This is a genomic window from Klebsiella sp. CN_Kp113, assembly GCF_040064585.1.
Taxonomy (GTDB): domain Bacteria; phylum Pseudomonadota; class Gammaproteobacteria; order Enterobacterales; family Enterobacteriaceae; genus Klebsiella; species Klebsiella michiganensis.
On record NZ_JBEAID010000010.1, the window covers coordinates 76,025 to 98,802 of the forward strand.

The following is a 22,778-nucleotide window of genomic DNA, read 5'->3' on the forward strand; positions in this document are numbered from 1 at the left end:
GGCCCGGTATTCATTCAAAAAAACTGCCCGCCGTCAGGGGGCAAAGGCGAATCCACAGGATTTGCAGATATCCACTCGCTTCTTAGAAGGAGAAAGACTATGCGTAACTACGATTTATCCCCGCTGCTGCGTCAATGGATCGGTTTTGACAAACTGGCCAACGCGCTACAAACCGCCGGTGAAAGCCAGAGCTTCCCGCCCTATAACATCGAAAAAAGCGACGACAACCACTATCGCATTACCCTTGCGCTGGCCGGTTTCCGTCAGGAAGATTTGGATATCCAGCTTGAAGGCACGCGCCTGACGGTAAAAGGCGCGCCGCAGCAGCCGGAAAAAGAGACCAAATGGCTGCATCAGGGGCTGGTTAACCAGGCGTTTAGCCTGAGCTTCACGCTCGCCGAAAATATGGAAGTCTCCGGGGCAACCTTTACCAACGGCCTGCTGCATATCGATTTGACCCGCAACGAGCCGGAACAGATCGCACCGCAGCGCATCGCCATCAGCGAGCGCCCCGCGTTAGATAGCTAATTAAGCTAACCACCTATAAAGCCCCGATGTTCGGGGCTTTTTTGTGCGTGATACGCATTACTTTGTCCTTTCTTGCTGTGTTCAACAAAATGGCCGTTGGCTGATCCCGTGATTATTGTGCGCCAGGCGGCATACAGCCTGGTGAGTACCGGTCATAATCCTCATTGTGAGTAATGTTATACACAGGGAAGAGACGATGAGTGATATAGCATTGACCGTTAGCGTATTGGCGCTGGTGGCGGTCGTCGGATTGTGGATCGGCAATGTAAAAGTGCGCGGTGTCGGCTTTGGTATCGGAGGCGTGCTGTTTGGCGGTATTATCGTCGGCCACTTTGTGGACCAGGCGGGCATTACGCTCAGCAGCCCTATGCTGCACTTTATTCAGGAATTTGGCCTGATTCTCTTCGTGTATACCATCGGTATCCAGGTGGGGCCGGGCTTCTTCGCCTCGCTGCGCGTCTCCGGCCTGCGGCTGAACCTCTTCGCTATTCTGATCGTCATTCTCGGCGGCCTGGTCACCGCGGTCCTGCATAAACTGTTCGATATCCCTCTTCCCGTGGTGCTCGGCATCTTCTCCGGCGCGGTAACCAACACGCCTGCGCTGGGGGCCGGGCAGCAGATCCTGCGCGATCTTGGCGTGCCTCTTGATACCGTCGATCAGATGGGGATGAGCTACGCCATGGCCTATCCGTTTGGCATCTGCGGCATTTTGCTGACCATGTGGCTGGTGCGACTGTTTTTCCGCATCAACGTCGAGAAAGAAGCCCAGCAGTTTGACGAGGTCAGCGGCAACGGCCACGCGCATCTCCAGACCATCAACGTCAGGGTTGAAAACCCCAACCTGAACAATATGGCGATTCAGGATGTGCCGATGCTTAACAGCGACAAGCTAATCTGCTCGCGCCTCAAGCGTGAGGAGATGCTAATGGTGCCCGCGCCGAATACCCTGATTCAGCTTGGGGACCTGCTGCACCTGGTCGGGCGACCGGAGGATTTACACAATGCCCAGCTGGTGATTGGCAAGGAGGTTTCCACTTCGCTCTCCACGCGTGGCACCGATCTGAAAGTCGAGCGCGTGGTGGTCACTAACGAAAAAGTATTGGGTAAACGCATACGCGATCTGCACTTTAAGCAGCGCTATGACGTGGTGATCTCGCGACTCAATCGCGCCGGGGTTGAGCTGGTCGCCAGCAGCCATGCCAGCCTGCAGTTCGGCGATATTCTTAACCTCGTCGGCCGTCCGGAGGCGATTGACGCGGTGGCCGCCGAGCTAGGCAACGCCCAGCAAAAACTGCAGCAGGTGCAGATGCTGCCGGTATTTATCGGTATCGGCCTGGGGGTGCTGCTGGGCTCCATTCCGCTGTTTATTCCGGGGTTCCCGGCGGCGCTGAAGCTGGGCCTGGCAGGGGGGCCGCTGATTATGGCGCTGATCCTCGGGCGTATCGGCAGCATCGGTAAGCTCTACTGGTTTATGCCGCCCAGCGCTAACCTTGCGCTGCGCGAGCTGGGCATTGTGCTGTTCCTCGCGGTGGTTGGCCTGAAATCCGGCGGCGATTTTGTGGCGACGCTGATTGACGGTGATGGCATGAGCTGGATTGTCTACGGCATCTTTATCACCGCTATCCCACTGCTGGCTGTTGGTATTCTGGCGCGGATGCTGGCGAAGATGAACTACCTGACCCTGTGCGGGATGCTGGCCGGTTCAATGACCGACCCGCCCGCGCTGGCCTTTGCCAACAACCTGCATGCCACCAGCGGCGCGGCGGCGCTCTCTTACGCGACCGTTTATCCGCTGGTCATGTTCTTACGTATTATCACGCCGCAGCTACTGGCGGTGCTGTTCTGGGGGATAGGTTAACGGATTCTCCGCCTGGACGCGCCGCAGGTGGTAGTCCACCTGATACTCGCTGGCGTTACGGAACATCACCGAATAGTTAAGAAACTCGCCGCTGTCGCTGTAGGAAAGGGAGGTTATACGCAGCAGCGGCGTCTGCTCCGGCACGTTCATCGACTGCGCCAGCTGCCTGTCCGCCAGCACCGGCGACAGCGTTTCATAGTTGCCGCTAATGGTTATGCCACACTCCTTCTCGATGTAATCGAACTTCGACCCTTCCAGATGCACCAGCGACAGATTGCGAAAAAGCTTCACCGGCATATAGCTGTCCTCCAGCATTAGCGGCTTGCCATCGACATAGCGCACCCGGCGCGAGAAGTAGATCCGTTCATCAATTTGTATCCGTAGCAGGCTGGCGATAGCCGGGGGGGCGGGCATCACCTCAAAAACCAATACCCGGCTGACCACCTCTTTACCCTGCTTGCGCAGCACCTCGGCCAGCCCGGTCAGATTGCTGGTTTCATGATGCAGGTCTTTGCGGGCGACGTAGGTGCCGGAGCCGTGCCGACGCACCACCAGTCCCCAGGTGACCAGCAGATCGATGGCTTTGCGGATAGTCATGCGTGCGACGCCGAACTCTTCCGCCAGCTTTTTTTCCCCGGGGAGCGGGCTGCCGACTTCGAAATCGGAGGAGTTGAGGCGCAAACGTAATCTGTCGGCGATGGATTTGTAGATCACCAGTAGACCTCTATTCACTCAGTTGAAAACGATGATGCACGGATTATTAGCTTTAAAAATAGAGTTAATACATATGGATAAATACTCTTCGTTACAGAGGCGTAATCAGCGCAATTCAGAATGTCTAATTTTTAATTAAAAAGTAGACAACATTGGCGCAATTAAAACCATGAAAGCGATCACGAATCGTAACGGCGCCGCATGTTGTCGACCGGGCAAATTTCTATTCTCGTTTCAGGCCAGTACAAATAATTACCCTGAATCATTCACCGCGGTACGTGAAGCATGCCGGGTATGGATAAGGCCACTCACCCTATGAGTTGTTATATGAGGATTTTCAAATGCTCAGTCAAATACAACGCTTTGGCGGCGCCATGTTTACCCCGGTTTTACTCTTTCCTTTCGCCGGGATCGTGGTGGGTATCGCCATTATGCTGCGCAACCCGATGTTCGTCGGGGAAGCGCTCACAGCACCCGATAGTTTATTTGCTCAGATCGTTCACATTGTTGAAGAGGGCGGCTGGACCGTCTTTCGTAATATGCCGCTGATTTTCGCCGTCGGTCTGCCGATCGGCCTGGCGAAACAGGCCCAGGGCCGGGCCTGCCTGGCGGTACTGGTCAGCTTCCTCACCTGGAACTACTTCATCAACGCCATGGGAATGACCTGGGGCCACTTCTTCGGCGTCGATTTTTCCGTGGAGCCGACGCCAGGCAGCGGCCTGACGATGATGGCCGGGATTAAAACGCTCGATACCAGCATTATCGGCGCGATTGTTATCTCCGGGCTGGTGACCGCCCTGCATAACCGCTACTTCGATAAACCGCTGCCGGTGTTTCTGGGGATTTTCCAGGGCTCCTCGTTTGTGGTGATTGTCGCCTTCCTGGCGATGATCCCCTGCGCCTGGCTGACCCTGCTTGGCTGGCCAAAAGTGCAGATGGGCATTGAATCGCTGCAGGCCTTCTTACGCTCGGCCGGGGCGCTGGGGGTCTGGGTCTATATTTTCCTTGAGCGCATTCTGATCCCGACCGGTTTACATCACTTTGTCTACGGACCGTTTATTTTCGGCCCGGCGGTAGTGGAAAGCGGTATTCAGGTTTACTGGGCGCAGCATTTACATGAGTTCAGCCAGAGTACCGAGGCGCTGAAAACCCTCTTCCCGGAAGGCGGATTCGCGCTGCACGGTAACTCGAAGGTCTTTGGTTCTGTGGGTATCGCGCTGGCGATCTACTACACCGCCGCGCCGGAAAATCGCGTGAAAGTCGCCGGTCTGCTGATTCCCGCCACCTTGACCGCCGTACTGGTGGGAATAACCGAGCCGTTAGAGTTCACCTTCCTGTTTATCTCGCCGCTGCTGTTTGCCGTCCATGCGGTGCTGGCGGCCACTATGGCGACGGTGATGTATATCTGCGGCGTGGTAGGCAACTTTGGCGGCGGCCTGCTCGACCAGTTCCTGCCGCAAAACTGGATCCCCATGTTCCACAACCATGCCTCAATGATGTTTATCCAGATAGGCGTTGGCGTGTGCTTCACCGCACTCTACTTCGTCATCTTCCGCACGTTGATTCTGCGCCTGAACCTGAAAACGCCGGGCCGCGAAGAGAGTGAAATTAAGCTCTATAGCAAAGCGGATTATCAGGCCGCGCGCGGCAAAACCAGCGCCGCGGGGGCCGCGGACACCAAACTGGGCCAGGCCGCCGGCTTCCTGCAGGCGCTGGGCGGAGCGGGCAATATCGAAAGCATTAATAACTGCGCCACCCGACTGCGCATCGCGCTGGTCGATATGGCGAAGACGCAAAGCGACGACGTCTTTAAAGCGCTGGGCGCCCACGGCGTAGTCCGCCGCGGCAACGGAATTCAGGTCATCGTCGGCCTGCACGTCCCTCAGGTCCGTGACCAGCTGGAAACCCTCATCAAAGATTCTCTACAGACCGAACAAACCACCATGACGGAGGCAGTATCATGAAAAAATTCTCAGTTGTTATCGCAGGCGGCGGCAGTACCTTCACCCCGGGCATCGTGCTGATGCTGTTAGCGAACCAGGATCGCTTCCCGCTGCGGTCGCTGAAATTTTACGACAACGACGGCGCGCGTCAGGAGACCATCGCCGAGGCGTGCAAAGTGATCCTCAAAGAGCAGGCGCCGGAGATTGAATTCAGCTATACCACCGACCCGCAGGCGGCTTTTACCGACGTTGATTTCGTGATGGCGCATATCCGCGTGGGCAAATACCCGATGCGTGAAAAAGATGAAAAAATTCCGCTGCGCCACGGCGTGCTGGGGCAGGAAACCTGCGGCCCTGGCGGTATCGCCTACGGTATGCGCTCCATCGGCGGCGTCCTGGAGCTGGTGGACTATATGGAAAAATATTCGCCGAACGCCTGGATGCTGAACTACTCCAACCCGGCGGCCATTGTGGCGGAAGCGACCCGTCGCCTGCGTCCGAACGCCAGAATTCTCAACATTTGCGATATGCCGATCGGTATCGAAGGGCGGATGGCGCAAATCGTCGGCCTCAAGGACCGCAAGCAGATGCGCGTGCGCTACTATGGGCTGAACCACTTCGGCTGGTGGACCTCGATTGAAGATCTGCAGGGTAACGATCTGATGCCGAAACTGCGCGAACATGTGGCGAAATTCGGCTATGTTCCGCCATCAAACGATCCCCATACCGAGGCGAGCTGGAACGACACCTTCGCCAAGGCGAAGGACGTGCAGGCGCTGGATCCGGATACGATGCCGAATACTTACCTTAAGTATTATCTGTTCCCGGACTACGTCGTGGCGCACTCCAATCCGGAACGCACCCGCGCCAACGAGGTGATGGATCACCGTGAGAAAAACGTCTTTAGCGCCTGCCGGGCCATTATTGCCGCGGGCCACTCGTCCGCAGGCGATCTGGAAATTGACGAACACGCGTCCTACATCGTCGATCTGGCGGCGGCGATTGCCTTTAATACTCAGGAACGCATGCTGCTGATTGTGCCGAACAACGGGGCGATTCATAACTTTGACGCCGATGCGATGGTGGAAATTCCGTGCCTGGTTGGCCACAACGGACCGGAGCCGTTGACGGTAGGCGATATTCCCCACTTCCAGAAAGGGATGATGAGCCAGCAGGTTGCGGTGGAAAAACTGGTGGTGGATGCCTGGGAACAGCGCTCTTATCACAAGCTGTGGCAGGCCATTGCGCTGTCGAAAACCGTGCCGAGCGCATCCGTTGCGAAAGCGATTCTTGATGACCTGATTGCGGCCAATAAAGCGTACTGGCCGGAACTGCATTAATCCTGCTGACCGGCAGCCACAGGGTGCCGGTTATTCATTTATCGGCCTGATAGCTCGACTTTATACGGTTATCAGGCCTGAGCTTCCTCTGAAACGGGGCGATTATTAATGCCCTCCGCTTTGGCAGTCAGGTAGAATCGGCGGTATTTTACGCAACCGGGAATCCATCAAGGAGTCATGATGAAAATATCCCGCCTTGGTGAAGCGCCGGATTACCGCTTCTCGCTGGCGAATGAACGTACCTTTCTGGCGTGGATCCGCACTTCGCTTGGCTTTTTAGCCGGTGGCGTCGGCCTGGACCAGCTGGCGCCGGATTTCGCTACGCCGCTGATTCGCGAAATTCTGGCGCTGCTGCTGTGCCTGTTTGCCGGCGGTCTGGCGATTTACGGCTATATACGCTGGCTGAGCAACGAAAAGGCGATGCGGCTGAAACAGGATCTTCCCTATACCCGCACGCTGCTGCTGATCAGTATTCTGCTGACCCTCGTCATCGTGGTGGTGATGGCGCTGGTGCTCTATGCCGGATAATCGCCGGGCGCGTCGCGAGAGCGATCCGGGCCTGCAGCCGGAGCGTACGTCGCTGGCCTGGTTTCGCACCCTTTTAGGCTATGGCGCGCTGCTGGCGCTGGCGATTAAGCACCACTGGCATCAGGCGGGGATCGCATTCTGGATTTCGCTGTGCATATTGCCGTTCGCCGCCCTTATCCTCTGGCGCTATACCCGCAGCCGCAATCTGATGAACGTTGAGCAAAGCGATTTTGCTCAGCCGCAGGCGGTTCGTGACAAATTTTTGATCGCATTCGCAGTACTTTCCCTGTCATTGTTGTTTGCTGTAACCCATATACGACAGGTGATTTTGTTTATTAAGGATATGACATGACAGGATGTCAGGCCGATTACGGTGCCGATCGGCACTGCGGTAACTGCAAATCGCTGGCGAGCGATCTTCCGGTACAGGAAGTCATTATCGATCGTCAGGCGTGCCAACGCCCCGAGCGTGTCTACCATCAGCTGAGCGCTCAGGGAGCCGTGGCCATCAAGTTTATTCCCCATCTGCAACCTTCCGACGCCCGGCTGTGGGGGGATTTCCTCTGCGCGGTGTTTGCGATTTGGGTTAAAGAAGATGCTAACCGCATCGTCGTGCCGCTGTTTGAGGCCACGCTGCGCGCCTGGCGCGGCGAGTCGGTGCAGTATGCCAACAATCCGCCGGGGCCAGCCTGCGCGGGCTGCGCCTGGCTAAGATTATGCGGTGGGGGCTGCCCGCAGCTGCGTCTGGAGGATGGCTCCAATGCGCTATGCGAGGGTTACCGGCAGTTTTATAGCTGGAGCGCCCCCTATATGCGCGTTCTGCGCGATCTACTCAATCAGCACCGTTCGCCGGTTGAGCTTATGCATCTGCTGCGCTAAAAAATGGCGACGAAAGAAGCTTCGTCGCCATCGCGTTGACCTGACGGGAGGTTTACCGTCCTTTTGCCAGATACTGCGCCATCTCCTCTTCCGGCACCATGCCGCCGCCGGTTGCCCACACAAGGTGGGTCGCATTGCGCATCTGCCCGGCGGTGAAACCGTGCATCTGCTGATACGCCTGGCTGGCGCAGACCCGCTGCGGCCCGGCCATGCCGGCCAGCGCGGACGGCTCCAGGCGAATACCTTCTTCCTCGGCTAACCAACCCAGCATGTCGTACATTGTCTGGTCATCGAGAGAGTAGAACCCATCCAGCAGGCGCTCCATTGCCCTGCCAACGAAACCGGAAGCGCGGCCTACCGCCAGACCGTCCGCGGCGGTCAGATTATCAATTCCCAGATCCTGAACCGAAATCTGGTCATGCAGGCCGGTATAAACCCCCAGCAGCATGCAAGGGGAGTGGGTCGGTTCGGCGAAGAAGCAGTGGACGTTATCGCCAAATGCCAGCTTCAGGCCAAACGCCACGCCGCCGGGGCCGCCGCCAACGCCGCACGGCAGATAAACAAACAGCGGATGACTGGCGTCCACCACGCGCCCTTCGCGGGCAAACTGCGCTTTTAGCCGCTCGCCGGCCACGGAGTAGCCGAGGAACAGGGTGCGCGAGTTCTCATCATCGATAAAGAAGCAGTTCGGGTCGGACTCGGCGGCTTTACGCCCCTGCTCAACCGCCACGCCGTAATCCTCTTCATACTCCACCACCGTCACGCCGTGGCTGCGCAGTTTGGCCTTTTTCCATGCCCTGGCGTCGGCGGACATATGGACCGTCACCTTGAAGCCGATGCGCGCGCTCATTATGCCAATCGACATCCCCAGGTTGCCGGTGGAGCCAACGGCGATGCTGTACTGGCTGAAGAACGTCCTGAACTCGGGGGTCAGCAGCTTGCGGTAGTCGTCGGCTGTGTTTAACAATCCCGCGTCGATCGCCAGTTTTTCCGCGTGGGTCAGGACTTCATAAATGCCGCCGCGGGCCTTAATCGAGCCGGAAATCGGCAGGTGGCTGTCTTTCTTCAGCAGCAGATCGCCAGCAATGGGCTGACGAAAGGTTTTTTCCAGCCGGACCTTCATTGCCGGGATGGCCACCAGCTCGGATTCGATAATACCGCCGGTGGCGGCGGTTTCCGGAAAGGCTTCCGCCAGATAGGGCGCAAAACGGTCGAGGCGGGCGTGGGCGTCCTGAACGTCTTCTGTCGTCAGGCCAACGTAGGGTAACCCCTCCGCCAGCGACGTCGTTGACGGGTTAAACCAGGTGGTTTCTTTCAGGGCTATCAGCTCCTCCAGTAGAGGAAACTGGGCGAGTAAAGTGGTCATGTCAGCGTTTTTCATATTACGTCTCTTTGCGCTCAGATGATGAAAGAAAGCAGGAATGTACCGGCCAGTGCAAGCAGCGAAGCGATAAAGGTCGCCGTGGTATAGTATTTGAACGTTTCGTTAAGGCTTGCCCCGCAGTACTGCTTAACCAGCCAGAACAGGGAATCCGTCACGATAGTGCAGCCAATCGCGCCGGAGCCGATGGCGATAGCGATGATTTCAGGGCTCACGCCGGGATAGAGCGGCAGCATCGGCGCGACGATGGCGGTTGCGCCCATCATGGCGACGGTGGCGGAACCGACGGCGGCATGCAGAATCAGCGCCACCAGCCAGGCCAGCAGAATCGGGTGCATATCGAGGTTCGACAGAATCACCGCCAACGTATCGGCCAGGCCGCTGGTTTTCAGAATGGCGTTAAAGGCCCCGCCTGCGCCGATAATCAGCAGGATATTGGCGATAGAACCGAAACAGTTTTCCGTATGCGTCAGCAGGGTGCTCATGCCCATATTCTGGCGGATGCCCAGCACGTAGTAGGCCACAAAGACGGCGATAAACATGGCGGTGATCGGGTTGCCGATAAACTCCAGCAGCATATACAGCGTGCCGCCTTTGGTCATATTCAGTTCGGCGATGGTTTTTACCAGCATCAGGCCGATCGGCAGCAGCACCGTAAACAGCGTGGCGCCCAGCGACGGCAGGGTCTCTTCTTTGCGTACTTCGAGGTTGGCAAACTCAGCCGGCACCGCTTTAAACGGCAGGCGGTTGCCGAGCAGCCGCAGGAACAGCGGGCCGCCGACCAGCGAAGCCAGCAGGCCCACCAGCAGACCGTAAACGATCACCGTTCCGATATCCGCGCCCAGCTTGTTGGCGACGAACAGCGCAGCCGGATGCGGCGGCACCACGCAGTGCACCGCCATCAGCGCCGTACACAGCGGGATGGCCAGCTTCAGCAGCGACGTGTTGGTCTTTTTGGCAATGGAAAATGCCAGCGGAATCAGCAGCACCACGCCCACTTCAACGAACAGGGTGATCCCGCAAATCAGGCCCACCAGCACCATAATGACGTCGGCGGACAGCCAGCGGCAGCGCTGGAGCGTCAGGCCGATACGTTCCGCTGCGCCGGAGACCTCCATCATTTTGCCGAGAATCGTTCCCAGCCCAATCACCGCCGCAAGGAAGCCCAGCGTGCCGCCAATCCCGCTCTCAATGGCGTTAACCATATCCAGCGGGCTCATGCCCATCATGGCGCCGACGAAAAAGCTTGCCAGCAGTAGCGCCAGAAACGGGTGAAACTTCAGTTTGACGATAGTTAATACAATCAACACGATGCTGATCAGCAGCGTGCTCACAACCCAGATCTGAGATTCCATACCCCACCTCGCCTGTGAATAATCTATGGGTATTGAACAGAAAAACGGCACGCGCTGACAAACGATATAAACGGCCCTTCAGGTGAATTAGATTGAATCAAAAAGGTGATTTTGCTCTAAAATTGTCTGTTATGTGTGCTATGCATCACTTTTATTCATCTTTAACGCGCAGCTGGCGCGAAAAATTTCTTACACTCGGCGGGGAATAGTGAAGGAGTAAGAGATGGAGACGCTAAAAGAGTTAGGCACTCGCCTGCTTAACGGCTGGCAGCTATCGAAGCTGTATACCTTTGAAGTCGCCGCCCGGCATGAGTCGTTTGCGCTGGCGGCGGAGGAGCTGTCGCTGACGCCCAGCGCGGTGAGCCACCGTATCAATCAGCTGGAAGAAGAGCTGGGGATCCAGTTGTTTGTGCGTTCGCACCGCAAAGTAGAGCTGACGCATGAAGGTAAGCGGGTGTTCTGGGCGCTGAAGTCCTCGCTGGATAGCCTGAACCAGGAAATTCTGGATATTAAAAACCAGGAGCTGTCGGGGACGTTAACGGTCTATTCGCGCCCGTCCATCGCCCAGTGCTGGCTGGTTCCCGCGCTCGGCGATTTTACCCGCCGCTATCCGTCGATCTCGCTTACCGTGCTGACCGGCAACGATAACGTCAATATGCAGCGCGCGGGCATCGATCTGGCAATCTACTTCGATGATGCGCCTTCCTCGCAGCTGAGCCACCATTTTCTGATGGATGAGGCCATCGTACCGGTCTGCACGGCGGATTACGCGCGCCAGCATCAGCTACAGCAGAACCCCGGCAATCTTCGTCACTGTACGCTGCTGCACGATCGTCAGGCGTGGAGCAACGATTCCGGCACCGATGAGTGGTTCAGCTGGGCGCAGACATTTTGCGTAGATTTGCCGCAATCGTCGGGTATTGGCTTCGATCGTTCGGATTTAGCGGTGATTGCCGCGATGAATCACGTTGGCGTGGCGATGGGGCGTAAGCGGCTGGTGCAAAAGCGCCTGGAGAGCGGCGAGCTGATCGTACCGTTCGGCGAGATGACCCTGAAGTGCCATCAGCACTACTACGTGACGACCCTGCCGGGCCGTCAGTGGCCGAAAATTGACGCCTTTATCCACTGGCTGCAGAGTCAGGCGCAATTATGATGACCGGCTTAGTTTCATCCCGGTGGCGCTGCGCTGACCGGGCTACGGGTTTACCTCCGTTTGCGGGCCGGTAGCCCGGACAGGCGCGTCAGGCGCCGCCTCCGGGAAATATGCCGGGGCTGATAATTCGCCACCGCTTCCCGGCTTGCGCTGCGCTTAGCCGGACTACGGGTTCATCGGCGTCCGTCATTTTGTAGCCCGGGTAAGACGCCCCGCGTCGCGACCCGGGGAACCCGCAATGAAGCCTTAAACCGGCTGCTGGTGTTGATGAAAGCGCGACGCCAGCGGCAGCCAGCACAGCAGAATCAGCAATCCCATCAGCATCATCAGCAGGCCGAGGCTGCCCTGACCGGTTTGCGGCATCATCGCCGACAGCCACGCCAGCACGCCGGAACCGATATTCTGCAGCCCGCCCACCAGCGCCCCGGCGGTGCCGGCGAGGAACGGGAAGGGCTCCATCGCGCCGCTGGTTGCCAGCGGGAACAGCATCCCCGCGCCAAAAAAGAATAGCGCGGCGGGAACCAGCAGGGTCCAGACGGTCATCACGCCCAGCAGGCCAGGGATCCACATCAGCACCCCCGCCAGCAGGCAGCAAATCACCGACTGCCACATCAGCGTCGGGAAGCGTTTGTTCGGCCGGCCGGCAAACCAGGCGCCAAAGAACGCCGCCGGGATCGGCAGAATAAACAGAATGCTGACCGACATACTGCTCAGACCCAGTACCGCGCCCATCAGCACGCCGGAACAGGCTTCGAACACGGCAATGCCCGCCAGGCCGCCGATCAGCATCAGCAGATAGCAGTTGAACGCGCCGGTACCGAACAGCGTTTTATAGTTGGTGATGAGCCGGGTACGCGGCGCGCCGGTGGGCCGGGTTTCCGGCATCCAGCGCGCCATGCTGAAGGTGACGCCGGCGCAAAGTACCAGCAGAAATACGAAGCAGGCCCGCCAGTTCCATAAGGTATCGAGAATGCCGCCAATCAGCGGCGCGAGCAGCGGGCTAACCAGAATCCCCATATTCAGCAGGCTATTGGCGTGCCTGAGCTGCGCCCCTTCATACAGATCGCGCGGCAGGGTTCGCGCCATCACGCCGCCGACGCCGGTACCCATCCCCTGCATTGCGCTGGCGGCAATCAGCACCGGCAGGCTATGGGTGGTAATGGCAACCAGCGTCGCCAGCATAAAAATGGACATTCCCACCAGGATCACCGGGCGGCGGCCAACGCGATCGGAGAGCGGGCCGTAGAAAAGCTGCGAGACGCCGTAGGTCAGCAGATAAGCGGCCATCACGCTCTGCACCGCGCCTTCGCGAACGTTGAGCGATATCGCCATATCGGCAATCGCCGGAATATAAATGGTCTGCGCCATCTGGCCTACGGCCACCAGCAGCACCAGCATCAACAACAAATTGAAGTTCTTATGCCGTTTCATGTCGATGAATACTTTGTATAAAGTTGAAGATGAAGAATATGTGACTGGCACACCCGCTAAACGATGGAGGAATCTACCACATAAAAATGACAGAACAACCCTGTAAGGGGGGATTGTCGGGGATGTTCAGGCAGGTTTTGTAAACGAAAGTCGGCAACTAATGTTGCCATGTGTGGATTAAGACAGCCGCAGCAGAATCGCCCCGGCGGCAATGCCGCAGGCGGCGGCGATGCGCAATGGAACTACCTTCTCTTTCAACAGGATAAACGCGATAACTGCGCCAAAAAGAATCGAGGTTTCGCGCAGGGCGGCCACCACCGCCAGCGGCGCCTGGGTCATTGCCCACAGCGCCAGGCCATAGGAGCCCATGGTACCGACGCCGCCGACCATGCCTTTCTTCCAGTGCTGGCGCAGATAGCGGCTGGCCTGCGGGCGCCGGGCAATCATCGCCCAGCACAGCAGACAGAAGCCGTTCATAAAAAAGGTCCACAGGGTATAGCCCAGCGCGGTTTCTGAAAGCCGCACACCGGTTCCGTCAACCAGCGTGTAGCCCGCAATGAAGCAGGCGTTGATCAGCGCCAGTACGATACCCCGGCTCGAACTGGCGCGCCCGTTAAAGGCCATCGCCAGAATCGCCAGGCAGATGACGCCGATGCCCAGCCACGCCAGCGGGGAGAGAGTGTCGCCAAGAAAGGCGACGCTGATTATCGCCACCAGTAGCGGGGCGGTCCCGCGCATCAGCGGATAGGTCTGGCTCATATCCGAGACCTGATAGGTTTTTGCCACCAGCACCGTATACACCACCTGTAGCGCGCAGGAGACGGCAAGAAACGGCACGCTGGCGAGCGTGGGTTGGGGGGCAAAAGGGAGCAGAACCAGGGCGATGAGCGAGGCAGAGCCGCTAACGCCTACCGCTGCGTACATTTTATCGCCGCTGGCTTTAACGATAGCGTTCCAGCTGGCGTGAAGCAGGGCGGCGAACAGCAAAATACAGAATACGGTAATGGTCATTGCGGCCTGGCGCTGGGGAATAAATCGTCAACGGACTGTAACATGCGCACTCTTCAGCAGCCAGTGGCGGCTAGAGCGAACAGAACAGACGATGGGTGACCCGGGGTTCATCATATATCGGGCGAAATCCCAGATTTTCATAAAACGACCAGGCCGTTGACGGCGCATGGGTGTTGAGAAAATCAAAGCTGCTGCCGGAGTGGGTGATAACCGAGACCAGCAGCTGATGCCCGATCCCCTGCCGACGATGGCGATCGGCGATATACAAATGGCGGATGCGACCGGCCCGCGGCTGCTGGCTAAAAGGGTCGATGTTAAGCCCGCACACGCCGACCAGCTGCCCGTGCGCAAAAGCCCCCAGCAGCTTTTCTCCCGGCGCGTTAAAACGGTTTTCCCCGTTCTGCCAGTTCTCCGCCAGGCGACGCAGCATGTTCAGGTTTTGCGCCAGGCTTTCGGCGCGGAGCGCCGAAAAACCGGGTTCGTCCGGGGTGATAGCGGCGATCAACAACGGTGCCATAATTTTTCTCCGTCAGGTTAGCCTGTAGAGGGGCGGTTTCCCGCCCCTCTCAGGTGCGACTTGAACCTGAATCAGCGGAACTGCTTCAGGACTGCATCAAGTAGTTGCAACACGGCAACCATGAGTTTCAGGATCAGAACAACGATATCCACTCCGCCCATACGCGTCTCCTCTGGTTCAGGAGCACAACCGGCTGGCGTACCTTTCCGCCGCCTGTTGCCAGCCAGGGTATACCCGTCATATTCAGGCGCCACCTGCCGGTGGCGGACTCAATAATTCGGGGTATTTGTTGACGTAACACAGTGTGCTCTTCTGGGGTTAAGGCGCTGACGGCACCACCCGTTTCAGCCAGGACTTTTTTGCGCCGGTAAAAGTGCGGCCCCAGATTCCCCCTGCGTACCCCCTCAGTATAGAATGAATACTGTATATATGAACAGTATTTTTTGGACAAATTTGTATATGCGATCCATACTCTAAATCAGCAAAAACCATCGTGAAAATTGCGCCTTCTTCCCCGATCGCGTATACTTTTTTCGTTGACGTAATACAGTGTGCTTGCGGCTACCAACCGTAAAAACACCGAACAGAAAACCTCGCCGCGGCGGGGTTTTTTGTTTTTATCCCGCCGCAAATTAATGTGATCTTCCGCGCAGTTTCTCCTGGTTGAAAATAAATCCATTGTGAAATGACAAAAGCTGTGTTTGTATAAATTCATTCCTTTTTTGAGACAACAGGTCCCTCATGAACGCTACCACGCTGACTTCGACCCTACTACTAACCGCGCCTGCCGCGGTGGTCGTCGTGTCTGTGGTGGTCGTCGTCGGCAACGCGCCGTAGGGTCCGGAACAACACGAATTCCAAACCCCGCCGGCGCAAACCGAGCGGGGTTTTTCGTTTCATGCCCCCCGGTAAGTCGGCCCAGAATAAAAGGACTGGAGCATGGCAAGTTCGGGCACAACATCACAAAAAATGCGCTTCACTGGCGCACAGTTAGTCGTTCATTTACTGGAGCGTCAGGGGATCACCACGGTCAGCGGCATTCCGGGCGGCTCCATCCTTCCCATTTACGATGCGTTAAGCCAAAGCACGCAGATCCGCCATATTCTGGCGCGTCACGAGCAGGGCGCGGGGTTTATTGCCCAGGGCATGGCGCGCACCGAGGGCAAACCGGCGGTGTGTATGGCCTGTAGCGGCCCGGGAGCCACTAACCTGATCACCGCTATCGCCGACGCCCGTCTGGATTCGATTCCGCTGGTGTGCATTACCGGCCAGGTTCCGGCCTCAATGATCGGCACCGACGCTTTCCAGGAAGTCGACACCTACGGTATCTCTATCCCCATCACGAAACATAACTATCTGGTCCGCAACATTGCTGAGCTGCCGCAGGTGATAAGCGACGCGTTTCGCATCGCGCAGTCCGGGCGACCAGGGCCGGTGTGGATAGATATTCCTAAGGATGTTCAGGCCGCGACCATTGAGCTTGACGCCCTGCCGGAACCCGGCGCCCGTACGGCGCCTCCGACGTTCGATAGCGCCAGCGTGCGTGAAGCGGCGGCGATGATTAACGCCGCGCAGCGTCCGGTACTCTATCTGGGCGGTGGGGTGATCAACGCGCCTGAGCCCATTCGCCAGCTGGCGGAAAAAGCCAACCTGCCAACCACCCAGACCCTGATGGCGCTGGGGATGCTGCCGAAAGCGCATCCGCTGTCGCTGGGCATGCTGGGGATGCACGGCGCGCGCAGCACCAATTTTATTTTGCAAGAGGCTGATTTATTGGTTGTTTTAGGCGCCCGTTTTGATGACCGGGCGATTGGTAAAACCGAGCAGTTCTGCCCGAACGCGAAAATTATCCACGTTGATATCGACCGCTCTGAGCTGGGTAAAATCAAACAGCCGCACGTAGCGATTCAGGGCGATGTTGGCGAAGTGCTGGCGCAGCTGATCCCGCAGGTCGAGACGCAGCCGCGCAGCGAATGGCTGCAGCTGGTGGCCGATCTGCAGCGGGAGTTCCCCTGCACCATTCCGCAGGAGCAAGACCCGCTTACCCACTATGGCCTGATTAACGCCGTTGCCGCCTGCGTTGACGATGAGGCAATCGTGACCACCGACGTCGGCCAGCACCAGATGTGGGTCGCGCAGGCGTATCCGCTCAACCGCCCGCGCCAGTGGCTGACCTCCGGGGGCCTCGGCACCATGGGCTTTGGTCTGCCTGCCGCGGTAGGCGCGGCGCTGGCTAACCCGCAGCGCAAGGTCATCTGCTTCTCCGGCGACGGCAGCCTGATGATGAACATTCAGGAAATGGCTACCGCGGCGGAAAATCAGCTGGACGTAAAAATCATCCTGATGAATAACGAAGCGCTGGGGCTGGTTCACCAGCAGCAGAGCCTGTTCTATAAGCAGGGCGTGTTCGCCGCGACCTATCCTGGCATGGTCAACTTTATGCAGATCGCCGCCGGTTTTGGTCTGCAAACCTGTGATTTAAATAACGAAGCCGATCCGCAGGCGGCGTTGCAGGCGATTATCGACCGCCCGGGTCCGGCGCTGATCCACGTGCGTATCGATGCCGAAGAAAAAGTGTATCCGATGGTACCGCCGGGTGCGGCCAATACTGAAATGGTGGGGGAATAAGCCATGCAACAAGCGACTCATGAAAACGTTATTCTACAGCTCACCGTGCGCAACCACCCTGGCGTGATGACCCACGTTTGCGGCCTGTTTGCCCGCCGCGCATTTAACGTGGAAGGCATTCTTTGTCTGCCGATCCCGGACAGCAACCAGAGCCGCATCTGGCTACTGGTCAACGACGATCAGCGCCTCGGGCAGATGATTAGCCAGATCGAAAAGCTGGAAGACGTTGAGAAGGTGGTGCGCAATCAGTCCGATCCCTCCATGTTCAGCAAAATCGCGGTGTTCTTCGAATAATCGCTCGCGGCTTGATCCGCGGCGCGCGATAAACAAAATCACTCAAGCCGCATCAGGGCGGCAAGTCTGAGAATCCCCCGGGAGCTGAGTGAAGTCAGTGACTGGGGGGAACAGAGGCAGCTTGAAGGATGACGTTTATACCGTTAAGGTAAGCGCGTTTTTTATCCTCCCCAGGAATCGCCATGACCACAATCGCCCTTATTGACGATCATCTTATCGTCCGCTCCGGCTTTGCCCAGCTGCTGGGGCTGGAAGCCGATTTTCAGGTCGTCGCCGAATTCGGTTCCGGGCGCGAAGCGCTGGCGGGGCTGCCCGGCCGCGGCGTGCAGGTCTGTATCTGCGATATCTCGATGCCGGATATCTCCGGGCTTGAGCTGTTAAGCCAGCTACCGAAAGGGATGGCGATCGTGATGCTGTCGGTGCACGACAGCCCGGCGCTGGTGGAGCAGGCGCTGAACGCCGGCGCGCGCGGCTTTCTCTCCAAGCGCTGCAGCCCGGATGAGCTGATCGCCGCCGTCCGCACCGTGGCGGCCGGCGGCTGCTACCTGACGCCGGATATCGCCATGAAGCTGGCGGCCGGGCGACGGGATCCGCTCACCAAACGCGAACGCGAGGTGGCGGAAAAGCTGGCGCAGGGGATGGCGGTAAAAGAGATTGCCGCCGAGCTGGGCCTGTCGCCAAAAACCGTGCACGTTCATCGCGCCAATCTGCTGGAAAAGCTGGGCGTCAGCAACGACGTCGAGCTGGCGCGCCGCATGTTCGATAGCTGGCAATGAACGCCTTTCTCTCCCGGCTGCTCTCGGTTATCGGCTGTTGCTTTATCTTTTCCGCCGCGTGGTTTTGCCTGTGGAGCATCAGCCTGCACCTGGTGGAGCGTGCCGACCTTGCGGTGCTGCTTTTCCCCTTTGGCCTGCGTCTTGGCCTGATGCTGCAGTGTCCGCGCGGCTACTGGCCGGTTCTGCTGGGCGCTGAGTGGCTGCTGATCTTCTGGCTGACGCAGGAAGTGGCGCTGGCGCACCCGATAATATTGATGACCGGAAGCCTGTTGACCCTGCTGCCGGTGGCGCTGATTTCGCGCTATCGTCAGCAGCGCGACTGGCTCACCCTGCTGCGCCAGGGAGGGGCGCTGATCGCCGCTGCGCTGCTTCAGTCGCTGCCGTGGCTGCCGGAAGGCAAGGAGGGGCTGAACGCGCTGCTGCTGACCCTGACCGGCGGCCTGACGCTGGCGCCTACCTGCCTGGTTATCTGGCACTACCTTACCAGTACCGTCTGGCGGCCGCTGGGGCCATCGCTGGTCTCGCAGCCGGTAAACTGGCGCGGGCGGCATCTTATCTGGTATCTGCTGCTGTTCAGCGTCAGCCTCTGGCTCCAGCTGGGGCTGCCCGCCGAGCTCTCGCGATTTACGCCCTTCTGCCTGGCGCTGCCGATTATCGCCCTGGCCTGGCACTACGGCTGGCAGGGCGCGCTGATCGCGACCCTGATGAACGCCATCGCGCTGATTGCCAGCCAGAGCTGGCACGATCATCCGGTGGATTTGCTGCTTTCGCTGCTGGCGCAAAGCCTGACGGGCCTGCTGCTGGGCGCTGGCATTCAGCGGCTGCGCGAGCTGAATCAGTCGCTGCAAAACGAGCTGGTGCGCAACCAGCGGCTGGCGGAACGCCTGCTGGAAACCGAAGAGAGCGTGCGCCGCGAGGTGGCCCGCGAGCTGCACGATGATATCGGCCAGACGATCACCGCCATCCGTACTCAGGCGGGGATCGTCCAGCGTCTGGCGCCCAACAGCGCCAGCGTCAGGCAGAGCGGCCAGCTGATTGAGCAGCTTTCGCTCGGCGTCTATGATTCGGTGCGCCGCCTGCTGGGCCGCCTGCGCCCGCGCCAGCTGGACGACCTGACGCTTGAACAGGCGGTGCGTTCGCTGATGCGCGAAATGGAGCTGGAGGACCGCGGTATGGTCAGCCATCTGGCGTGGCGTATTGATGAGTCGCTGCTGAGCGAAAACCAGCGCGTCACCCTGTTCCGCGTCTGCCAGGAAGGGCTGAATAATATCGTCAAACACGCCAGCGCCAGCGCCGTCATGCTGCAGGGCTGGCAGCAGGAGCAGCGGCTGATGCTGGTGCTGGAGGACGACGGCTGCGGCCTGCCGCCGGGCTCCGGTCAGCAGGGCTTCGGCCTGACTGGCATGCGCGAGCGCGTCAGCGCGCTGGGCGGCACCTTAACCATCTCCTGCACCCACGGCACCCGCGTCTGCGTCAGCCTGCCGCTGCGCTACGCCTGAGGAGCGACGATGTTTGCCTTTTTGAAATCCCCGCCCGATGCTCCGCCGATTACCGACAAACCGGCGCTGGACGCGCGCTACCGCTACTGGCGTCGGCATATTCTGCTGACCATCTGGCTGGGCTATGCGCTGTTTTATTTTACGCGTAAAAGCTTTAACGCCGCCGTGCCGGAAATCCTCGCCAGCAACGTGCTGACGCGCAGCGATATCGGCCTGCTGGCAACGCTGTTCTACATCACCTACGGGCTGTCGAAATTTTTCTCCGGTATCGTCAGCGACCGCTCTAACGCCCGCTATTTTATGGGCATCGGTTTGGTCGCTACCGGCGTGGTGAATATTCTGTTTGGCTTTTCCACTTCGCTGTGGGCCTTCGCGCTGCTGTGGGCGCTGAACGCCTTCTTCCAGGGCTGGGGCTCGCCGGTGTGCGCCCGTTTGCTGACGACCTGGTATTCGCGCACCGAACGCGGCGGCTGGTGGGCGCTGTGGAATACGGCGCATAACGTCGGCGGGGCGCTGATCCCGATGGTGGTTGGCGCGGCGGCGCTGCACTACGGTTGGCGAACGGGGATGATGATTGCCGGCATGCTGGCGATCCTCGCCGGGCTGTTTCTCTGCTGGCGGCTGCGCGACCGGCCGCAGGCGGTAGGACTGCCCGCCGTGGGCGACTGGCGGCACGATGAACTGGAGATTGCCCAGCAGCAGGAAGGGGCTGGCCTGACCCGTAAAGAGATCCTCACCAAATACGTGCTGCTGAATCCCTATATCTGGCTGCTCTCGCTGTGCTACGTGCTGGTGTACGTGGTGCGCGCGGCGATTAACGACTGGGGCAACCTGTATATGTCGGAAACGCTCGGCGTCGATCTGGTCACGGCGAATTCGGCGGTCACCATGTTCGAGGTGGGCGGCTTTATCGGCGCGCTGGTGGCGGGCTGGGGCTCGGATAAACTGTTTAACGGCAACCGCGGGCCGATGAACCTGATTTTCGCCGCCGGTATTTTGCTGTCGGTGGGCGGCCTCTGGCTGATGCCGTTCGCCAGCTACGTGATGCAGGCGGCCTGCTTCTTCACGACCGGCTTTTTCGTTTTTGGCCCACAGATGCTGATCGGCATGGCGGCGGCGGAGTGCTCGCACAAAGAGGCGGCGGGGGCGGCAACCGGCTTTGTTGGCCTGTTTGCCTATCTTGGCGCATCGCTCTCCGGCTGGCCGCTGGCGCAGGTGATGGAAATCTGGCACTGGAGCGGTTTTTTCGTGGTTATCGCCATTGCCGCCGGTATTTCCGCCCTGCTGCTGCTGCCGTTTTTAAACGCCCAGGCGCCGCGAGAAGCGTGACCCACTTCACCTTTCTTCGCCGAAGGGCGTAAAACTAAGAAATTTTCCCGGTTTCGCCTGGACGCTGTCTCAGGCGAGTCTCCCGGCTGATTTTTACAATGCCTGCCATTCGCAGGTACTAAATCAGCTCAGGAGTCACCCAATCATGCTGGCCTTCTTAAACCAGGTGCGTAAGCCAACCCTGGACCTGCCGCTCGAAGCGCGGCGCAAAATGTGGTTCAAACCGTTCATGCAGTCGTATCTGGTGGTTTTCATCGGCTATCTGACCATGTACCTGATCCGCAAAAACTTTAACATCGCGCAGAACGACATGATCTCCACCTACGGGCTGAGCATGACGCAGCTGGGGATGATCGGTCTCGGATTCTCAATCACCTACGGCGTGGGTAAAACGCTGGTTTCTTACTACGCAGACGGTAAGAACACCAAGCAGTTTCTACCGTTTATGCTGATCCTTTCGGCCATCTGTATGCTTGGCTTCAGCGCCAGCATGGGTGCAGGGTCGACCAGCCTGTTCCTGATGATCGCCTTCTACGCTCTGAGCGGCTTTTTCCAGAGCACCGGCGGCTCATGCAGCTATTCGACTATTACCAAGTGGACGCCTCGCCGTAAGCGCGGCACCTTCCTCGGCTTCTGGAATATTTCTCACAACCTCGGCGGCGCCGGCGCGGCGGGCGTAGCGCTGTTTGGCGCCAACTACCTGTTCGACGGCCACGTGATCGGGATGTTTATCTTCCCGTCGATTATCGCGCTGATCGTCGGTTTTATCGGCCTGCGCTTCGGCAGCGACTCCCCGGAATCCTACGGCCTCGGTAACGCCGAAGAGCTGTTTGGCGAAGAGATCAGCGAAGAGGATAAAGAGACGGAAGAAAACGCCATGACCAAATGGCAGATCTTCGTCGAGTACGTACTGAAGAACAAAGTCATCTGGCTGCTGTGCTTCTCCAACATCTTCCTGTACGTGGTGCGCATCGGTATCGACCAGTGGTCCACCGTTTACGCTTTCCAGGAGCTGAAGCTCTCCAAAGAGGTGGCGATTCAGGGCTTTACCCTGTTTGAAGTGGGCGCGCTGGTCGGCACGCTGCTGTGGGGCTGGCTGTCGGATCTGGCAAACGGTCGTCGCGCTCTGGTGGCCTGCATTGCGCTGGCGCTGATTATCGCCACGCTGGGGGTTTATCAGCACGCCAGTAACCAGTACGTTTATCTCGCCTCGCTGTTTGCGCTGGGCTTCCTGGTGTTTGGCCCGCAGCTGCTGATCGGCGTTGCCGCGGTAGGTTTCGTGCCGAAAAAGGCGATTGGCGCTGCCGACGGGATCAAGGGCACCTTCGCCTATCTGATCGGCGACAGCTTCGCCAAGCTGGGCCTCGGGATGATTGCCGACGGTACGCCGATTTTCGGCCTCACCGGCTGGGCGGGCACCTTTGCGGCGCTGGATGCGGCGGCGATTGGCTGCATCTGCCTGATGGCCATCGTCGCGGTATTTGAAGAACGTAAAATCCGCCGTCAGAAAAAGACGCAAACGTTGCAGACTGCCTGAGTCATTGGGTGTGAGTCACGTTGCCCGGCCCCTGCGCCGGGCTTTTTTATGCCTCTTGCCGGGCGGTTTGATGATAG

At 58.7% G+C, this 22,778-nt stretch carries 22 protein-coding genes; 15 read left to right on the top strand and 7 right to left on the bottom strand.

Annotated elements, in window-relative coordinates; genetic code table 11:
* Window positions 1-99 precede the first annotated feature (99 nt).
* Both ibpB and ABLV30_RS04630 read left to right on the top strand, forming a co-directional pair.
* Window positions 100-528: a small heat shock chaperone IbpB gene (gene ibpB, locus ABLV30_RS04625; protein ID WP_014227324.1), complete on the top strand. Its 429-nt coding sequence runs from the start codon at window positions 100-102 to the stop codon at window positions 526-528.
* Window positions 529-724: 196 nt separating this feature from the next.
* Entirely contained in the window at window positions 725-2,386 is a 1,662-nt protein-coding gene (locus ABLV30_RS04630; protein WP_196096618.1) for a putative transporter, read from the top strand.
* On the opposite strand, the gene ABLV30_RS04635 is transcribed toward ABLV30_RS04630, so the two are convergent.
* Window positions 2,354-3,100 (bottom strand): GntR family transcriptional regulator, encoded by a 747-nt coding sequence (locus ABLV30_RS04635; RefSeq protein ID WP_014227323.1) that lies wholly within the window; start codon window positions 3,098-3,100, stop codon window positions 2,354-2,356. The two genes, ABLV30_RS04630 and ABLV30_RS04635, sit on opposite strands and share 33 nt — an antisense overlap.
* A gap of 341 nt (window positions 3,101-3,441) precedes the next feature.
* Here ABLV30_RS04635 and ABLV30_RS04640 point away from each other — a divergent pair, with 341 nt between their 5' ends.
* The 5 genes from ABLV30_RS04640 to ABLV30_RS04660 all read left to right on the top strand — a co-directional run bounded on the left by ABLV30_RS04640 (window position 3,442) and on the right by ABLV30_RS04660 (window position 7,790).
* Complete coding sequence (locus ABLV30_RS04640) at window positions 3,442-5,064, top strand: alpha-glucoside-specific PTS transporter subunit IIBC (protein WP_046877114.1); 1,623 nt, start codon at window positions 3,442-3,444, stop codon at window positions 5,062-5,064.
* Complete coding sequence (locus ABLV30_RS04645) at window positions 5,061-6,383, top strand: 6-phospho-alpha-glucosidase (RefSeq protein ID WP_004855669.1); 1,323 nt, start codon at window positions 5,061-5,063, stop codon at window positions 6,381-6,383. Before ABLV30_RS04640 ends, ABLV30_RS04645 begins: the two co-directional genes overlap by 4 nt.
* 180 nt (window positions 6,384-6,563) lie before the next feature.
* Entirely contained in the window at window positions 6,564-6,911 is a 348-nt protein-coding gene (locus ABLV30_RS04650) for a DUF202 domain-containing protein (RefSeq protein WP_004855665.1), read from the top strand.
* Window positions 6,901-7,263 (top strand): DUF202 domain-containing protein, encoded by a 363-nt coding sequence (locus ABLV30_RS04655; protein ID WP_014227322.1) that lies wholly within the window; start codon window positions 6,901-6,903, stop codon window positions 7,261-7,263. The genes ABLV30_RS04650 and ABLV30_RS04655 overlap by 11 nt, the downstream gene beginning before the upstream one ends.
* On the top strand, window positions 7,260-7,790 hold the full coding sequence (locus ABLV30_RS04660; RefSeq protein ID WP_265801182.1) for a radical SAM protein: 531 nt from the start codon (window positions 7,260-7,262) through the stop codon (window positions 7,788-7,790). The genes ABLV30_RS04655 and ABLV30_RS04660 overlap by 4 nt, the downstream gene beginning before the upstream one ends.
* Before the next feature lie 52 nt (window positions 7,791-7,842).
* Here the strand turns inward: ABLV30_RS04660 and dsdA are convergent, their stop codons facing one another.
* Together dsdA and dsdX are read right to left on the bottom strand one after the other, a co-directional pair.
* Window positions 7,843-9,171 (bottom strand): D-serine ammonia-lyase, encoded by a 1,329-nt coding sequence (gene dsdA / locus ABLV30_RS04665; RefSeq protein ID WP_257198289.1) that lies wholly within the window; start codon window positions 9,169-9,171, stop codon window positions 7,843-7,845.
* 17 nt (window positions 9,172-9,188) lie between these two features.
* Complete coding sequence (gene dsdX / locus ABLV30_RS04670; protein WP_004116631.1) at window positions 9,189-10,526, bottom strand: D-serine transporter DsdX; 1,338 nt, start codon at window positions 10,524-10,526, stop codon at window positions 9,189-9,191.
* A gap of 223 nt (window positions 10,527-10,749) precedes the next feature.
* On the opposite strand from dsdX, the gene dsdC reads away from it, so the two are divergent.
* A complete protein-coding gene (gene dsdC / locus ABLV30_RS04675) occupies window positions 10,750-11,679 on the top strand; it encodes a DNA-binding transcriptional regulator DsdC (RefSeq protein ID WP_025107568.1) in 930 nt (309 codons plus the stop codon).
* Window positions 11,680-11,925: 246 nt separating this feature from the next.
* Here dsdC and emrD read toward each other — a convergent pair whose 3' ends face one another.
* The 4 genes from emrD to tisB all read right to left on the bottom strand — a co-directional run bounded on the left by emrD (window position 11,926) and on the right by tisB (window position 14,799).
* Window positions 11,926-13,110: a multidrug efflux MFS transporter EmrD gene (gene emrD, locus ABLV30_RS04680; protein WP_004855651.1), complete on the bottom strand. Its 1,185-nt coding sequence runs from the start codon at window positions 13,108-13,110 to the stop codon at window positions 11,926-11,928.
* Between the two features lie 177 nt (window positions 13,111-13,287).
* On the bottom strand, window positions 13,288-14,121 hold the full coding sequence (locus ABLV30_RS04685; protein WP_257198290.1) for a DMT family transporter: 834 nt from the start codon (window positions 14,119-14,121) through the stop codon (window positions 13,288-13,290).
* A 70-nt stretch (window positions 14,122-14,191) separates the two neighbouring features.
* Window positions 14,192-14,638, bottom strand: coding sequence for a GNAT family N-acetyltransferase (locus ABLV30_RS04690; RefSeq protein ID WP_032751821.1), 447 nt, complete (start codon window positions 14,636-14,638; stop codon window positions 14,192-14,194).
* 71 nt (window positions 14,639-14,709) lie between these two features.
* Window positions 14,710-14,799, bottom strand: a complete 90-nt coding sequence (gene tisB, locus ABLV30_RS04695) for a type I toxin-antitoxin system toxin TisB (protein WP_004107126.1) — start codon at window positions 14,797-14,799, stop codon at window positions 14,710-14,712.
* 580 nt (window positions 14,800-15,379) lie between these two features.
* Here tisB and ivbL point away from each other — a divergent pair.
* The 7 genes from ivbL (at window position 15,380) to uhpT (ending at window position 22,701) form a co-directional block, all read left to right on the top strand.
* The gene (gene ivbL / locus ABLV30_RS04700) at window positions 15,380-15,475 is read left to right on the top strand and encodes an ilvB operon leader peptide IvbL (RefSeq protein WP_004107123.1); all 96 of its coding nucleotides are present in this window, start codon (window positions 15,380-15,382) and stop codon (window positions 15,473-15,475) included.
* A 102-nt stretch (window positions 15,476-15,577) separates the two neighbouring features.
* Window positions 15,578-17,266, top strand: coding sequence for an acetolactate synthase large subunit (gene ilvB, locus ABLV30_RS04705; RefSeq protein ID WP_109240716.1), 1,689 nt, complete (start codon window positions 15,578-15,580; stop codon window positions 17,264-17,266).
* Window positions 17,267-17,269: 3 nt separating this feature from the next.
* Window positions 17,270-17,560 (top strand): acetolactate synthase small subunit, encoded by a 291-nt coding sequence (ilvN, locus tag ABLV30_RS04710; protein ID WP_004855635.1) that lies wholly within the window; start codon window positions 17,270-17,272, stop codon window positions 17,558-17,560.
* A gap of 182 nt (window positions 17,561-17,742) precedes the next feature.
* Window positions 17,743-18,336 carry a transcriptional regulator UhpA gene (gene uhpA, locus ABLV30_RS04715; protein ID WP_004107112.1) on the top strand — a complete coding sequence of 198 codons (594 nt, stop codon included), beginning with the start codon at window positions 17,743-17,745 and terminating at the stop codon, window positions 18,334-18,336.
* 17 nt (window positions 18,337-18,353) lie between these two features.
* On the top strand, window positions 18,354-19,835 hold the full coding sequence (gene uhpB, locus ABLV30_RS04720) for a signal transduction histidine-protein kinase/phosphatase UhpB (RefSeq protein WP_265801293.1): 1,482 nt from the start codon (window positions 18,354-18,356) through the stop codon (window positions 19,833-19,835).
* 9 nt (window positions 19,836-19,844) lie between these two features.
* Window positions 19,845-21,164 (top strand): MFS transporter, encoded by a 1,320-nt coding sequence (locus ABLV30_RS04725; protein WP_032751824.1) that lies wholly within the window; start codon window positions 19,845-19,847, stop codon window positions 21,162-21,164.
* 145 nt (window positions 21,165-21,309) lie between these two features.
* A complete protein-coding gene (gene uhpT, locus ABLV30_RS04730) occupies window positions 21,310-22,701 on the top strand; it encodes a hexose-6-phosphate:phosphate antiporter (RefSeq protein ID WP_004107098.1) in 1,392 nt (463 codons plus the stop codon).
* Window positions 22,702-22,778: the final 77 nt, after the last annotated feature.